Annotated in this window: 13 protein-coding genes; 8 read left to right on the top strand and 5 right to left on the bottom strand. The window is 61.8% G+C overall.

Annotated features, from left to right (window positions below):
- Positions 1 to 68: 68 nt before the first annotated feature.
- From DBV08_RS30150 to DBV08_RS30140, 3 genes are read left to right on the top strand one after another with little or no spacing between them, the layout of a single operon-like run.
- Positions 69 to 941, top strand: a complete 873-nt coding sequence (locus DBV08_RS30150) for an ABC transporter substrate-binding protein (protein ID WP_124569843.1) — start codon at positions 69 to 71, stop codon at positions 939 to 941.
- Entirely contained in the window at positions 941 to 1,897 is a 957-nt protein-coding gene (locus tag DBV08_RS30145) for an amino acid ABC transporter permease (protein ID WP_095973340.1), read from the top strand. The genes DBV08_RS30150 and DBV08_RS30145 overlap by 1 nt, the downstream gene beginning before the upstream one ends.
- Positions 1,894 to 2,655, top strand: coding sequence for an amino acid ABC transporter ATP-binding protein (locus tag DBV08_RS30140; RefSeq protein ID WP_003944053.1), 762 nt, complete (start codon positions 1,894 to 1,896; stop codon positions 2,653 to 2,655). Before DBV08_RS30145 ends, DBV08_RS30140 begins: the two co-directional genes overlap by 4 nt.
- A gap of 3 nt (positions 2,656 to 2,658) precedes the next feature.
- On the opposite strand, the gene DBV08_RS30135 is transcribed toward DBV08_RS30140, so the two are convergent.
- Positions 2,659 to 3,504 carry a class I SAM-dependent methyltransferase gene (locus DBV08_RS30135; protein ID WP_124569810.1) on the bottom strand — a complete coding sequence of 282 codons (846 nt, stop codon included), beginning with the start codon at positions 3,502 to 3,504 and terminating at the stop codon, positions 2,659 to 2,661.
- Positions 3,505 to 3,841: 337 nt separating this feature from the next.
- Here DBV08_RS30135 and rpsA point away from each other — a divergent pair, with 337 nt between their 5' ends.
- Positions 3,842 to 5,329, top strand: coding sequence for a 30S ribosomal protein S1 (rpsA, locus tag DBV08_RS30130; RefSeq protein ID WP_019748632.1), 1,488 nt, complete (start codon positions 3,842 to 3,844; stop codon positions 5,327 to 5,329).
- 177 nt (positions 5,330 to 5,506) lie between these two features.
- On the opposite strand, the gene DBV08_RS30125 is transcribed toward rpsA, so the two are convergent.
- Complete coding sequence (locus DBV08_RS30125; protein ID WP_003944056.1) at positions 5,507 to 5,722, bottom strand: hypothetical protein; 216 nt, start codon at positions 5,720 to 5,722, stop codon at positions 5,507 to 5,509.
- Positions 5,723 to 5,881: 159 nt separating this feature from the next.
- Here DBV08_RS30125 and coaE point away from each other — a divergent pair, with 159 nt between their 5' ends.
- Positions 5,882 to 7,096, top strand: a complete 1,215-nt coding sequence (coaE, locus tag DBV08_RS30120) for a dephospho-CoA kinase (protein ID WP_124569809.1) — start codon at positions 5,882 to 5,884, stop codon at positions 7,094 to 7,096.
- Positions 7,097 to 7,100: 4 nt separating this feature from the next.
- Here coaE and DBV08_RS30115 read toward each other — a convergent pair whose 3' ends face one another.
- Positions 7,101 to 7,619 carry a DUF402 domain-containing protein gene (locus DBV08_RS30115; protein ID WP_124569808.1) on the bottom strand — a complete coding sequence of 173 codons (519 nt, stop codon included), beginning with the start codon at positions 7,617 to 7,619 and terminating at the stop codon, positions 7,101 to 7,103.
- Positions 7,620 to 7,705: 86 nt separating this feature from the next.
- Here DBV08_RS30115 and uvrB point away from each other — a divergent pair, with 86 nt between their 5' ends.
- The 3 genes from uvrB to DBV08_RS30100 all read left to right on the top strand — a co-directional run bounded on the left by uvrB (position 7,706) and on the right by DBV08_RS30100 (position 11,430).
- A complete protein-coding gene (gene uvrB, locus DBV08_RS30110) occupies positions 7,706 to 9,868 on the top strand; it encodes an excinuclease ABC subunit UvrB (protein WP_124569807.1) in 2,163 nt (720 codons plus the stop codon).
- A 45-nt stretch (positions 9,869 to 9,913) separates the two neighbouring features.
- On the top strand, positions 9,914 to 10,789 hold the full coding sequence (locus DBV08_RS30105; RefSeq protein ID WP_124569806.1) for an SCO6745 family protein: 876 nt from the start codon (positions 9,914 to 9,916) through the stop codon (positions 10,787 to 10,789).
- Between the two features lie 188 nt (positions 10,790 to 10,977).
- Positions 10,978 to 11,430 carry a universal stress protein gene (locus DBV08_RS30100; protein WP_003944055.1) on the top strand — a complete coding sequence of 151 codons (453 nt, stop codon included), beginning with the start codon at positions 10,978 to 10,980 and terminating at the stop codon, positions 11,428 to 11,430.
- A 1-nt stretch (position 11,431) separates the two neighbouring features.
- Here DBV08_RS30100 and DBV08_RS30095 read toward each other — a convergent pair whose 3' ends face one another.
- Complete coding sequence (locus tag DBV08_RS30095) at positions 11,432 to 11,893, bottom strand: DUF732 domain-containing protein (RefSeq protein WP_124569805.1); 462 nt, start codon at positions 11,891 to 11,893, stop codon at positions 11,432 to 11,434.
- Positions 11,894 to 11,976: 83 nt separating this feature from the next.
- Positions 11,977 to 14,259 carry an ATP-binding domain-containing protein gene (locus DBV08_RS30090; RefSeq protein WP_124569804.1) on the bottom strand — a complete coding sequence of 761 codons (2,283 nt, stop codon included), beginning with the start codon at positions 14,257 to 14,259 and terminating at the stop codon, positions 11,977 to 11,979.
- Between the last annotated feature and the right edge of the window lie 9 nt (positions 14,260 to 14,268).

The following is a 14,268-nucleotide window of genomic DNA, read 5'->3' as shown; positions in this document are numbered from 1 at the left end:
ACGCACGGGCACCAAGGCATCGTGGCGTGAGTTATGGCTCGAGCAGCGGCGGGCGTTTGCGCGCCAACGTGGTGCGAGTCCTGTTGGTGGGCTTGATCGTCGCACTGTGCGGCGGATGTGTCACCAACAACGAGGGTCTCGTTCCCGAAGGACCGCCGCTCGATATCCAGAAGGTGCCCGAGATCGCCGCACTTCTGCCGCCCAAGGTCACGGATTCGGGCAAGCTGCAGGTCGGCGTCAACATTCCGTACGCCCCAAACGAATTCAAAGACGAGAATGGCAAGATCGTCGGTTTCGACGTCGACCTGATGAATGCCGTTGCCGCCGTGCTCGGGGTCGAAGCTGTCTTCAACCAAGCCGACTTCGACAAGATCATCCCCGCTATCCAGTCTGGAAGTTACGACCTCGGCATGTCCTCGTTCACCGACTCCAAGGAGCGCGAGAAGACGGTCGACTTCGTCACGTACTACAGCGCGGGTATCCAGTGGGCGCAACGGCCGGACAAGCCAGTCGATCCGAACAACGCATGCGGGCTGCGAGTGGCGGTGCAGACCACGACCACCGAGGACATCGACGAGGTGCCTGCCAAGAGCGAGGCATGCGTTGCTGCAGGTAAGCCGCCCATCGAGAAGATCAAGTACGACAGCCAGGACGACGCGGCCAACGCGCTCATTCTCGGTCGAGTCGACGCGCTGTCCGCTGATTCGCCAGTGACCGGCTATGCGATCAAACGGAGCAAGGGCCGGATGGAAGCTGCGGGAGAACCCTTTGATTCGGCGCCTTACGGCTGGCCGATCGTGAAGGGATCCGCGCTCGGCCCTGCCCTGCAGCGGGCAATGCAGTACCTGATCGACAACGGCGTCTATCAACAGATCGCGCAGACCTGGAGTGTCGAGGCCGGCGTCATCGAAGTATCCAAGATCAACGGCGCGGAGAGCTGATGAACATGACAACAACTGAGACTGGCGAGCCTGCGCCGATCAAGGCGATCCCACTGCGCAGACCGGGCCGATGGGTCGCAGCAGTCGTGGTGGTAGTCCTCGTGGGGCTCTTTATCTACGGTTCGGCGACCAATGAACAGTTCGGCTGGGCGACTTACCGCCAGTACCTCTTCGACGCTCGGATCTCGAAGGCCGCCTGGGTCACCATTCAACTGACAATTCTGTCGATGGCGGCCGCGATCGTTCTGGGCATCGTCCTTGCGGTAATGCGGCTGTCGCCGAACCCGGTGTTGAAGTCCGCTGCCTGGGTGTATTTATGGGTCTTCCGCGGCACGCCCGTCTACGTCCAGCTTGTCTTCTGGGGGCTCTTCCCGTCGATCTACAAGAGCATCGATCTCGGTATTCCGTTCGTCCATCAGTTCGTGCATTTCGACATGCAAGATCTCCAGGCGGCGTTTCTCTTCGCAGTCATTGGACTCGCGTTGAACGAGGCGGCGTACATGGCCGAAATCGTCCGTGCAGGTATCGCCTCGGTCAACGAAGGTCAGACCGAGGCGTCAGTGGCCTTGGGAATGACGTGGGGTCAGACGATGCGGCGAACGGTCCTTCCCCAGGCGATGCGGGTGATCATCCCACCAACCGGCAACGAGTTGATCAGCTTGCTCAAGACGACTTCACTGGTGACCGCCGTGCCGCTGAGTACCGAACTCTACGGACGAGCGCGAGACATATCCGGTGCAAATTTCGAGCCGATTCCTCTCTTGATGGTCGCGGTTACGTGGTACCTCGCAATGACCAGTGTTCTCATGGTCGGCCAGTACTACGTCGAACGCCACTATTCGAAAGGGTCGACGAGGACGCTCACCACTCGTCAGCTTCAGGCACTCGCCGACGCACAGGGCAAAGAAACGGTAGTGGAGACACTCCCGGATATTCCAGGAGGAGAACGCAGATGACACCGATGGTGAAGGCAGACCGAGTCTGTAAGAACTTCGGCGCGCTCGAGGTTCTCAAAGGGGTCTCACTCGAAATCGATCCCGGCCAGGTCCTGTGCCTCGTCGGACCGTCCGGTTCGGGCAAGTCGACGTTCTTGCGCTGCATCAATCACCTCGAGCAGGTCAACGCCGGCCGACTGTACGTCGACGGCGACCTGGTGGGCTACTCGGAGAAGAACGGCAAACTGTACGAACTGCACCCACGAGCAGCGGCCAAACAACGCCGCGACATCGGGATGGTGTTTCAGCACTTCAATCTGTTCCCTCACCGCACCGCTCTCGAGAACATCATCGAAGCCCCGACACAGGTCAAGCGCGTCAGTAAGAAGAAGGCCGTCGAACGCGCGAAGGATCTCCTCGATCAGGTCGGGTTGAGCGCCAAAGCCAACGCCTACCCGGCCCAGTTGTCGGGCGGTCAGCAGCAAAGAGTTGCCATCGCTCGCGCTCTCGCGATGGACCCGAAGCTCATGCTGTTCGACGAGCCGACGTCCGCGCTCGACCCCGAACTCGTCGGTGAAGTTCTCACCGTGATGAAGCAGTTGGCCAAAGAAGGCATGACGATGGTGGTCGTCACCCACGAGATGGGTTTCGCCCGCGAGGTCGCAGACCAGTTGGTGTTCATGGACGGGGGAGTTGTGGTCGAGGCAGGCGAGCCGCGGGAACTCCTGGCCAATCCGCAGCACGATCGGACCAAGGCGTTCCTGTCGAAGCTGCTGTAGCCGTCAGGGTTTGACGGCGCTGAAAATTGCAGTGCCCGGAAAGAGTTGGCCGCGCAGGGGACTCCACTGTCCCCATTCGCGGTCCAACCACTCCGGCCATTCGGGCTCGATGATGTCGCGGACCTGGAGTCCGGCCGCGACGATCTCCCGAACCCGGTCGCCGATGGTGCGGTGATGCTCGACGTAGGTGGGGACTCCGTTGTCGTCGACCTCGACGTACGGGGTGCGGTCGAAGTAGGGGAGGGTCGCGGTCAAGCCCTTGGGCCCGGGATCGTCGGGGAAGATCCATCGGATCGGATGGTTGACGGCAAAGACCCACGATCCGCCGGGACGCAGAACCCGGGCGACTTCGTTCATCACCTGCTGCGAATTGGCCACGAACGGCACAGCACCGAACGCCGAGCAGGCGATGTCGAAACTCTCGTCGGCGAACGGCAGGAGTTCCGCACTCGCCTGAATCAACGGGACTGCCGGTCCGCCGGCATTCATCGCGTCCTGCCCGCGGGCGAGCATCCCCATCGAGATGTCGAGACCGACGGCCCGAGCACCGTGTCCGGCGAGCCATCGGGCGCACGGCGCCGAGCCGCAACCCACTTCCAATATGTCTTTGTCGACTATGTCGCCGAGCAAGTGGTGATCGCCCTCGTGCAGCCCTTCGGGGCACCAGACGAATTCACCTTCGGCGCTGTTCACGCCCAGAAACTCGCCGTGGGTTCGGTGGTAATCGTCGGCGTCGGCGTCCCACCACGCACGGCTGGCGCGGTCGCTGGCACTCGAATCGACACGGACCCGGCCGACGCCGCTGGTACCGAGAATGGAATTGGCGGCGGCATGGCGCTCGTCAGACATGAACAACACAGTAGAACGGGTGACGCGGGCGCAGGGTACCCGGGTTTGCCCGGCAAGATAGCCGACGCGTAGTCTTACTCACGCGAGTGTCTGTCATCCGACCGATTGTCTATACGAGATCTTTACCAAGGTCTCGGAATCAGTCGGACCGAGAGAGCTCGCGGTGCGCTTCCGCGGTGTGGAATGTGATCCGGTATTCGGTTGTTCGTAATTGATGCAGCTGGGTACTTCGATCAAGTACTTCACAAAGTACTTCCAACATTTGTACGCCACAGTTGCGCATCTCGTCCGACAAAATCCATCAACCGACCACAACTCGTCCGGAGCAATTCAACATATGCCCTCCACAACCGTCACCTCGCCGCAGGTTGCCATTAACGACATTGGCTCCGCCGAGGACTTCCTCGCCGCCATCGATGCCACGATCAAGTACTTCAACGATGGTGACATCGTCGAAGGAACCATCGTCAAGGTCGACCGCGACGAGGTTCTGCTCGACATCGGTTACAAGACCGAAGGCGTCATCCCTTCTCGTGAGCTCTCCATCAAGCACGACGTCGACCCCAACGAGGTCGTCTCCGTGGGAGATGCGGTCGAGGCTCTCGTCCTCACCAAGGAGGACAAAGAAGGTCGACTGATCCTGTCGAAGAAGCGCGCTCAGTACGAGCGTGCCTGGGGCACCATCGAGGAGCTCAAGGAGAAGGACGAGGCCGTCAAGGGCACCGTCATCGAGGTCGTCAAGGGCGGCCTCATCCTTGACATCGGTCTTCGTGGCTTCCTCCCCGCTTCGCTCGTCGAAATGCGTCGCGTCCGCGACCTCCAGCCGTACGTCGGCAAGGAGATCGAGGCCAAGATCATCGAGCTCGACAAGAACCGCAACAACGTGGTCCTGTCGCGCCGTGCATGGCTCGAGCAGACTCAGTCCGAGGTTCGCAGCGAATTCCTGCACCAGCTCCAGAAGGGCCAGGTCCGCAAGGGCGTCGTGTCCTCCATCGTCAACTTCGGTGCATTCGTGGACCTGGGCGGCGTAGACGGTCTGGTTCACGTTTCCGAGCTGTCTTGGAAGCACATCGATCACCCGTCCGAGGTTGTCGAGGTCGGCACCGAGGTCACCGTCGAGGTTCTCGACGTCGACCTGGACCGCGAGCGCGTCTCCCTGTCGCTCAAGGCAACGCAGGAAGACCCGTGGCGTCAGTTCGCCCGCACGCACGCCATCGGCCAGATCGTGCCCGGCAAGGTCACGAAGCTGGTTCCGTTCGGTGCATTCGTGCGCGTCGAAGAGGGAATCGAAGGCCTCGTTCACATCTCGGAGCTCGCTGAGCGCCACGTCGAGGTTCCGGACCAGGTTGTCGGCGTCGGCGACGATGCACTCGTCAAGGTCATCGACATCGACCTCGAGCGTCGTCGTATCTCGCTGTCGCTGAAGCAGGCCAACGAGGATTACAACGCCGAGTTCGATCCGTCCAAGTACGGCATGGCCGACTCGTACGACGAGCAGGGCAACTACATCTTCCCCGAGGGCTTCGATCCCGAGACCAACGAATGGCTCGAGGGCTTCGACAAGCAGCGTGAAGAGTGGGAGAACCGCTACGCCGAGGCTGAGCGTCGCCACAAGATGCACACCACTCAGATGGAGAAGACCGCTGCAGACGAGGCCGCCGAGGCTGCCACCGCTGCTGCCGGCTACTCCTCGGAGACGGCTGCTGCAGACGATGCTGAGGCTCCGGCTGCTGCCGGCTCCGCTCCGGCAGAGTCCGCTGGCGGATCGCTCGCCAGCGATGCACAGCTCGCCGCACTTCGCGAGAAGCTGTCGGGCAACGCATAAGGATTACCGCTTGATCTGATCAAGCGAGATCTGTGAAGAACCCCGCCCCTGCACTGTGCAGGGGCGGGGTTCTTTTCTCTGTCAGGTGTCACTTGCACACAAAGAATTCAGTGAGTGAACACAAAAATGACCGGCACCGAAGGGTTGCCGGTCATTTTTGTACTTCGTGAAGAGAACTCAGTTTGCGGGAGCAGGCACCCAGTAGGTGGCAGTCGCTTCGGCTGTGCGCTTACGCATCGACGCGAAGCTGTGTCGGCCTTGGCTCACGAGCATCGTGAACCACGTACGACGGTGCTCTGCCAGGGCAAAAGCAACTTCGGGAAATTCTATGCAGTGCACGCCGTTCGGCATTCCGAGGCGGTGCTGACCGTGATGGTCGCGATCTGCTCGCATGGCGTCCACTTTCTCGAGAAGGTGCAGGTACAGGTGCGTTCGCTAGAACATAACCGCACAGTCACCGAAATTGTGGTATTTGAGCCTCGAATGCCCCGGCGTGTTCGATCGGTAGGCGTGTCTCGATCTCTCGGGCGCGGAGATGAGAGACTGTCGAGTGTGTTGAGAGTAGGCCTCACTGGAGGCATCGGAGCCGGTAAGTCGACAGTGTCGAAAATCCTCAGCGAACTGGGAGCCGTCATCGTCGATGCCGACCTGATCGCCCGAGAAGTGGTCGAGCCCGGCACTCCTGGCCTTGCCGCTCTGGTCGATGCATTCGGCGACGGGATTCTGTCCGAGGACGGCAGCCTCAACAGACCTGCGCTGGCCTCGTTGGCGTTTGCCGACGACACCTCGCGCGGCACTCTCAACGGCATCCTCCACCCGTTGATCGGTACGCGGACGATGGAGCAGATCTCGTCTGCGCCGTCCGATGCAGTGCTCGTTCAAGACATTCCGCTGTTGGTCGAGGGTTCGATGGCGCCGGCATTCAATCTGGTCGTCATCGTCTACGTCGACGAGGAGGAACGAGTTCGACGTTTGGTGGGCTCGCGCGGCATGCCGGAGTCCGACGCTCGTGCGCGAATCGCAGCGCAGGCAAATGACGATCAGCGTCGTGCTGTTGCCGACGTGTGGCTCGACAACAGCGGAGAGCCGGGTTCACTCGACGACGTGGTCCGCGATCTGTGGGCGAATCGACTTGTACCTTTCGAGAAGAACCTCCGCGAGGGCACGGTAGTACGCGCACTGCCGGAGCTGACTCCAGCCGACCCGTCGTGGCCGGCACAGGCCGAACGAATCATCGGCCGGTTGTCGCTGGCTTCCGGTGACCGCGCGCTCCGTATCGATCACATCGGGTCGACCGCAGTGCCGGGTCTCGATGCCAAGGACGTGATCGACATTCAGATCACCGTCGAGCACCTCGGTGTTGCCGACGACCTCGCGGAAGATCTGGCCGCTGCCGGGTTCCCCCGGATCGAGCACATCGTCGCCGACGACCCGAAACCGTCGTACCTCGGCGGCGAGACCGATCCGGCGGTGTGGGCAAAGCGGATTCACGGCAGTGCCGATCCAGGGCGTCGCGCGAACATCCATATTCGGGTGGACGGTTGGCCCGGTCAGCAGTTCGCGATCCTCTTCCGCGACTGGCTTCGCGCCGATCCGTCGGCGCGTGCCGAGTACGCCGAACTCAAGGTCAAGGCAGCCGAGAGTGCCGCAGGCATCGACGACTACGCCTCGGCGATCGACGCCTACCTGGGAGTCAAGACCCCGTGGTTCGACGCCGCCTTCCACCGGGCGTGGGAGTGGGCCGAGAAATCAGGCTGGTCGCTCTGACCACTCAGCGCCATGTGACCGGCATTCCCAACGCGCCCAGCCAGGCGTCGAGGTGGTGACCGTGGGCGGCGATGCCGTCGATTGCCCGCGCGGCATTCAACATTGCGCGTTCCGAGGTCTTCGGGTCGAGAATCCCGGCGGTGTTCGCCTCGAGAAGTTCGTCGACGTCGAGTAATTCGATGCTGCGTCCGGTCTGCACGACCAGGTCGAGGTAATGGTCCTCTGAGGTCCACACATGCTCGCCGCGGGTGAATTCGCCGATGTCGACGTAGAAGTCCCAGTCACGGACGTGCTCGGGTGTGAAGTGGAGTATCGATGCTCGAATTCCGAGTTCGGGGATGATCCAGGACTCCAGGTAGTGAAACTGGGGATGGTCGGCGTGGCGCGCCATGTACAGCCCCCACGGTTTCTCGCGGTAGTGCTCGACCGGGCGAACGAAACCCTTGGGATCGACGTTGGTGCGAGCTGCGATGTCGAAGGTTTCGACCTTCGGTCGGTGAATGTGGGGACGTTCCTCGCTCATGATCGATGAACCTACCGCCGAACTGCGTTTTCGGCTGAACGCGGACGAGCAGGCATTGTGTCGGTGGGTGCGCTTACCCTGGTTTCATGGCGTTTGCTTCCGAACATCCCGTGGTCGCGCATTCCGAGTTTCGGCCGGTTGGTGACATCGAGCGCTCAGACGCGCGCTTCGAGGTCGTCAGCCCGTACGAACCGGCCGGCGATCAGCCGGCGGCCATCGCCGAACTGGAAAAACGGATCAACGAGGGGGAGAAGGACGTTGTCCTCCTTGGTGCGACCGGTACCGGTAAGTCGGCCACGACTGCGTGGTTGATCGAGAAGCTGCAACGCCCGGCTCTGGTGATGGCCCCGAACAAGACCTTGGCGGCTCAGCTCGCGAACGAGTTGCGGGAAATGCTCCCCAACAATGCGGTCGAGTACTTCGTCTCGTACTACGACTATTACCAACCCGAGGCGTACATCGCCCAGACGGACACTTACATCGAGAAGGATTCGTCCATCAACGACGATGTCGAGCGGCTCCGTCACTCGGCAACGTCCAGCCTTCTGTCACGACGGGATGTGGTCGTGGTGGCCTCGGTCTCGTGCATTTACGGCCTCGGTACTCCGCAGTCGTATCTCGATCGCTCGATTCAGCTCGACGTCGGTGTCGAGGTACCACGCGATGCGTTCCTGCGCCTGCTCGTCGATGTCCAGTACAACCGCAACGACATGGCGTTCACACGAGGTTCGTTCCGCGTGCGCGGCGACACGGTCGAGATCATTCCGTCGTACGAAGAGTTGGCAGTTCGCATCGAATTCTTCGGCGACGAGATCGAGGCGCTGTACTACCTCCATCCATTGACCGGGGACATCGTTCGCCAGGTCGATACGGTCCGCATCTTCCCGGCGACGCACTACGTCGCCGGCCCTGAACGCATGGAGCGTGCGGCCAAGGACATCGAGGCGGAACTCGAAGAGCGACTCGCCGAACTCGAAGGCAAGGGCAAGCTCCTCGAAGCGCAGCGTCTGCGCATGCGAACGCAGTACGACCTCGAGATGATCAAACAGGTCGGATTCTGCTCCGGCATCGAGAACTACTCGCGGCACATCGACGGCCGTGGCCCTGGAACCGCCCCCGCAACTCTGATCGACTATTTCCCCGAAGATTTCCTTCTGGTCATCGACGAGTCACATGTGACCGTTCCGCAGATCGGCGCCATGTACGAGGGCGATATGTCGCGCAAGCGCAACCTGGTCGAGTTCGGATTCCGGTTGCCGTCGGCAACTGACAACCGCCCTTTGACCTGGGAAGAATTCAGTCAGCGGATCGGTCAGACCGTCTACTTGTCGGCGACACCCGGTAAGTACGAGCTCGGCCAGTCAGGCGGTGAGTTCGTCGAGCAGGTGATTCGCCCGACCGGATTGATCGATCCCGAGGTCATCGTCAAACCGACCAAGGGACAGATCGACGATCTCGTTCACGAAATCCGTGAGCGAGCGGAACGCGACGAGCGTGTGCTGGTCACGACGTTGACCAAGAAGATGTCGGAAGATCTGACCGATTACCTTCTCGAACTCGGTATTCGCGTCCGCTACCTGCACTCGGATATCGATACGCTCCGACGAGTCGAGTTGCTTCGACAGCTTCGCCTGGGGGAGTACGACGTGCTGGTCGGCATCAACCTCCTTCGTGAGGGACTCGACCTTCCCGAGGTGTCGTTGGTCGCGATTCTCGATGCCGACAAGGAAGGCTTCCTGCGTAGCTCCACCAGTCTCATTCAGACGATCGGTCGAGCGGCTCGAAATGTGTCCGGTCAAGTGCACATGTATGCGGACAAGATCACCGCGTCCATGGCGCAGGCCATCGAGGAAACCGAGCGACGACGCGAGAAGCAGGTCGCCTACAACGAAAAGATGGGCGTCGACCCACAACCTCTACGCAAGAAGATCGCGGACATTCTCGATCAGGTGTACGAGGAGGCAGAAGACACTGCTGCGTCCGTGGACGTCGGTGGTTCGGGTCGCAACGCGACGCGTGGTCGGCGTGCGCAGGGTGAGGCCGGTCGTGCGGTCAGTGCCGGTGTGTACGAGGGGCGCGACACCAAATCGATGCCTCGCGCCGAATTGGCAGATCTGGTCAAGGAACTCACCGATCAGATGATGAACGCTGCACGCGACCTTCAGTTCGAGTTGGCTGGGCGATTGCGAGACGAAATCTCGGATTTGAAGAAGGAGCTCCGAGGGATGGACGCCGCGGGTCTCAAGTAGGTCGCCTCGCGTGCGTTCGTGCTCTCGACCGCTACGGTTTCAGGTATGGATGCACAGACTGCAGGCAAGACCGCGCGGACTCTCGAACTTCTCCATTCCTTGGCGTACTTCGTCCCGGAGACGGAAAAGGAACTTGTCGGCGTCGGGTTGGAGCCCGGCCGGATGGTGTACTTCGCAGGGCGATCAGCGCCGCTCGGCGCTCCACCCGCGACTGTCGTCACGGCTACTTTTTTCAACTTCAATCCTGAATTGATTGCCAGTGTCATCCCGCGTGCCTGGGAATTGGCAAGGCCCACAGAGGTTGTCGCCGCGCGGTATCGGGCAATCGACGCGGCGTACGTCCGCCTGTTCGGTGCAGACGTGACAGGATCGGCGGACATGGCCGAGGCTGCCGAACTCGTGTCGATCGCTGCCCAGAACATTCCTGGAGTGGATGGCCGCCCCCTGTACGCGGGTTGGGCGTCGCTCGACTGGCCGGCTGAACCGCATCTGCGTTTCTGGCACGCGCTGACACTGCTGCGTGAGTATCGCGGTGACGGACACATTGCGGCCCTTCAGACCGCGGGATTGAACGGCCTGGACGCGTTGATCACGCACACCGCGACGGGTATCGGGTTTCAGCGTAAGTTCGCGCAGACTCGCCGCGGATGGTCGCAGGAACAGTGGGACGAGGCCGTCGAGAGTTTGAAGGATCGCGAACTACTGGATCGTTCCTCCGGTGCGTTGACTGAGGACGGGCAGGACTTGCGTGACGTCGTCGAAGATCTGACGGACGACCTCGCTCTGGCTCCGTGGGATGCGCTGGGTGAGGAGGGTGCCAAGCGGTTGCTGGAATTGGCAACGCCGTGGCGTGCCGCCTTGGTCGAGCAGGAAGTTTTTCCGGCGGCGCTGTTCGGGCCCCGCTTCGGCAAACTTCGCTGAGTGGTCACCACCGGACTAATGTGTCTGTGACGAAGAATCACATTCACTGTGGGCTTGTGGCGTGTACTGCAAATAACACTATCCGCGGCACAATCCCGCTAATGTCAGCGCAGCGGTTGTCGAGCGGGTGCAACATCGTTGCGCTCGGTGCCGGCCGTACCGTCCGTCCCGTAACCATGGAGGAATGAATGAGTGCCTACCGGACCGTTGTCGTAGGAACCGATGGCTCCGAGTCGTCACTGAAGGCAGTCGACAGAGCTGCCGCCATTGCCAGTGGCTCGGACGCTCAGCTTGTCATCGCGTGTGCGTACTACCCGGCCGACCCCAAGGACGTGAGCGCTGCTGCTGACGCATTGGGAAACGAGGCCTATCAGGTCACCGGTTCCGCTCCGACGTACGAGATCCTTCGGACGGCCCGTGAGCGCGCACACGCCCAGGGGGCAAAGGATGTCGTCGAGCGCGCCGTCGTCGGCGCCCCTGTCGAATCGCTTCTCGCTTTGCTCGACGAGGTGAAGGGCGACTTGCTGGTCGTCGGAAATCGCGGATTGAACACGTTGACCGGGCGTCTACTCGGTTCGGTGCCTTCCGATGCGGCGCGCAAGGCGACATCCGATGTTCTGATCGTGCACACCGTTCGCTGACCTACCGGCAGTAGTCGGCCTCGGCCGCATCGACGAACACTTCAGCCAGCTGATCGGCGCTGGGCAGTGTTGTCGATGCGGCCGAGCCGTTTCCGGTGGTGACCATCGGTTCGCTTGCTCCGTTCAGCGATACCGTCCGCAGATTCGCGATGATCATCTCTCGATCCGTGCCGGCCGCGAGCTGCTGGCAGACGCCGTCACCGAGCGCCTGCAACATGTCGTCGGAAAAGGCGGGCTTCACCCCGGTAGACGCGAGCGCCGCCCGCAGGCGTTCGGCCTCGTCTACCGGTTTTTCGGTCGGTGCTGCAGCAACAGCAGCGATGTCGTCGCTGCTGGCAGCAGCCGTCGAACTCGAGTCATCCTCCGAACAGCCGGCTGTCACCGCCGCGAGCATCCCGACACCGATCACCACGCGAGCGATCTTGCGGATGGGTGCGGCGGAACTTGCGGGCAGGCCAAGCACGAGGGGTCATTCCTTCAGTAGTCGACACAAATTGGGGTGACACCGCCATTCGTGGTGTCACGCACGAACCTACTCCGTGCGGCTCACGAATCGAAGGCCAACTCTGCTGCCTCGACGCCGTCGAGAACCGCGGGGAGCGACTCGACGTGAATGATGCCGAGCCTCTGGGTAGCTCGGGTCAACGCGACGTAGAGGTCGTTCATTCCGCGTGGTGACTCGTCGAGAATGTCGGCGGGTTCGACGATCAACACGGTGTCGAACTCGAGTCCCTTGACGTCCTTGACCGACAGGACGCTTACAGTCTCACTCGCAAGACCCGCCAGGTCGGCAACGACCTCGGAACCGGCGATCACTGCGGTAATACCGGGATGCGACTCGGACTCGATGCAACGGCGCACGGTCGATTCCAATTCTTCGGCAGTGGTCTTGAGCGCCCACGGCGCAAATCCGCTGTCGCGTACCGACCGGGGCACGGATTGCTCCGGGTCGATCTCTTCGAGCACACGGTGAGCGACATCCATGATCTCCGAGGGAGTTCGGTAGTTGACGGTCAGTTCGGTGAGCTTCCAGCGCTTGGCGACGTAAGGCTCGAGGATCTTCTGCCAGGACGAGGTTCCCGCGGGATCTCCGGTCTGGGCTGTATCGCCCACCAACGTCATCCAGCGATTAGGTATGCGCCGCATCAGCATTCGCCACGCCATTTCGGAGAGCTCTTGGGCTTCGTCGACGATCACGTGACCGTAGGTCCATGTCCGGTCGCCGGCAGCGCGTTCTGCCGTGGTCTGGCGCTGGCCTTGATCGTGGCGCTGGGCGAGTTGGCTGGCGTCGATCAAGTCGTACGCCATCAAGATCTCGGGATCCATCTCGTCCTCGAGATCCTGGGGTGCAGAGCCGGTGAGGATGTCGAGAGCGCCCTGGGCGTCGGCGATCTGCGCGCGCCATTCACGTTGTGCGCGTTCGCGTTCGGCGGCGTCGTCGACGCCGAGAATCTCGGCCAGTTCGTCGAGCAGGGGAGCATCGGCCGCACTGAAGCCTGGTCCGACGCTCTGCAGAAGCTCGTCGCGTTGGGCGTCGTCGAGTTGCGGCGCTGCCTTGGCCAACCTGGCCGGAGACGTCCACAGTTCGGCGAGGATTTGCTGAGGCGACAATTCGGGCCACAGCTTTGCGATGGCGGACATGATGTCCGGGTCCTCACGCATCTCGTCGCGAATGTCGGCGATGTCGTCCCGACTGAGGAGTGACCCGCCGTCGACGAGGTTTCCACCGATGAGTTCGGCCATCTGCAGTGCCAACGCCTCGATGACTGCTGCTACGAAGATCGGGCGCGCCAGGTTGTGTGGGCGACGCGACGACCGAGCACGACCGCGCGCCTTCGTGACGGTCTTGCGATCGAGCTTCAAGTCGTACGTGTCGAATCGAAGGGTGATCGGCTTCGACGGAACTTCCTGCCGATCCCGGACGGCATTCTTGAGGACGTCGAGGATCGCGAGGGAACCCTTGATCTCACCGGCGGCGAGGGAATCCGTACGAGTTGCACGCACTCCGGGGTACAGGTCCCCGATCGTCGAGAGCAGAACTCCGGTCTCACCGAGTGAAGGAAGGACCTGGCTGATGTAGTCGAGGAACGTCGCGTTGGGCCCGATGATGAGAACACCGGCCTTGGCCAGTTGCTGGCGGTAGGTGTAGAGCAAGAATGCGGCACGGTGAAGGGCGACTGCGGTTTTGCCGGTACCCGGACCGCCTTGGACCACCAGAACGCTTTTGTGCTCGGAGCGGATGATGGCATCCTGCTCACTCTGGATGGTCTCGACGATGTCGTTCATCTGGCCCGTACGCGCTGCGTTCAGAGCATCCAGGAGTGCGCTCTCACCGGCGACGCCACCGGCTTCGGTGACCACGCCCGCGGCGCGGGCCGCGTCGAGGTCCAGATATTCGTCGTTGATGCCGGTGACCGTGCGGCTCCGACTGCGGATATGGCGTCGCCGCTTCACACCGTCAGGCGCCGCGGGCGTCGACAGATAGAACGGGCGCGCCATCGGGGCACGCCAGTCGAGGAGCAGCGTTTCGTAGTCGTTGTCGGTGTCCAGGATTCCGAGACGGCCGACGTAGCGTCGCTCGTCGTCGAAGTCGATGCGACCGAAGCACATTCCGTTTTCGGCTGCGTCGTACTTGGCGAGATCCTCGGTGTACATGGCGTTGAAGGATTCGCGTTCACTGCGTGCTTGCGGGGTGCCGCCGGTCTCGAGGAGGACCGTGCTCAAGCGAGTTTGGGCATACTTTCGAAGATCGTCGAGACGGGAGTACAACATCGTCACGTACTGCTGCTCGAGCTCTTGCTCGGTCAGTGACGGGTCCGCGTCGGGCAAAGGATCTCC

This window comes from Rhodococcus sp. KBW08 (assembly GCF_003852455.1).
In the GTDB taxonomy this organism is placed as follows: Bacteria; Actinomycetota; Actinomycetes; order Mycobacteriales; family Mycobacteriaceae; genus Rhodococcus_F; species Rhodococcus_F baikonurensis.
Note: the sequence above shows the minus strand (reverse complement) of the source record. Positions and strands in the feature narration are given on the sequence as shown.

Coding starts and splice junctions, on each gene's coding strand:
- DBV08_RS30140 (WP_003944053.1), top strand. CDS start 1,894: ATGACACCGATGGTGAAGGCAGACCGAGTCTGTAAGAACTTCGGCGCG.
- DBV08_RS30105 (WP_124569806.1), top strand. CDS start 9,914: ATGGATGCACAGACTGCAGGCAAGACCGCGCGGACTCTCGAACTTCTC.
- DBV08_RS30100 (WP_003944055.1), top strand. CDS start 10,978: ATGAGTGCCTACCGGACCGTTGTCGTAGGAACCGATGGCTCCGAGTCG.
- DBV08_RS30135 (WP_124569810.1), bottom strand. CDS start 3,504: ATGTCTGACGAGCGCCATGCCGCCGCCAATTCCATTCTCGGTACCAGC.
- DBV08_RS30125 (WP_003944056.1), bottom strand. CDS start 5,722: ATGCGAGCAGATCGCGACCATCACGGTCAGCACCGCCTCGGAATGCCG.
- DBV08_RS30145 (WP_095973340.1), top strand. CDS start 941: ATGAACATGACAACAACTGAGACTGGCGAGCCTGCGCCGATCAAGGCG.
- uvrB (WP_124569807.1), top strand. CDS start 7,706: ATGGCGTTTGCTTCCGAACATCCCGTGGTCGCGCATTCCGAGTTTCGG.
- rpsA (WP_019748632.1), top strand. CDS start 3,842: ATGCCCTCCACAACCGTCACCTCGCCGCAGGTTGCCATTAACGACATT.
- DBV08_RS30115 (WP_124569808.1), bottom strand. CDS start 7,619: ATGAGCGAGGAACGTCCCCACATTCACCGACCGAAGGTCGAAACCTTC.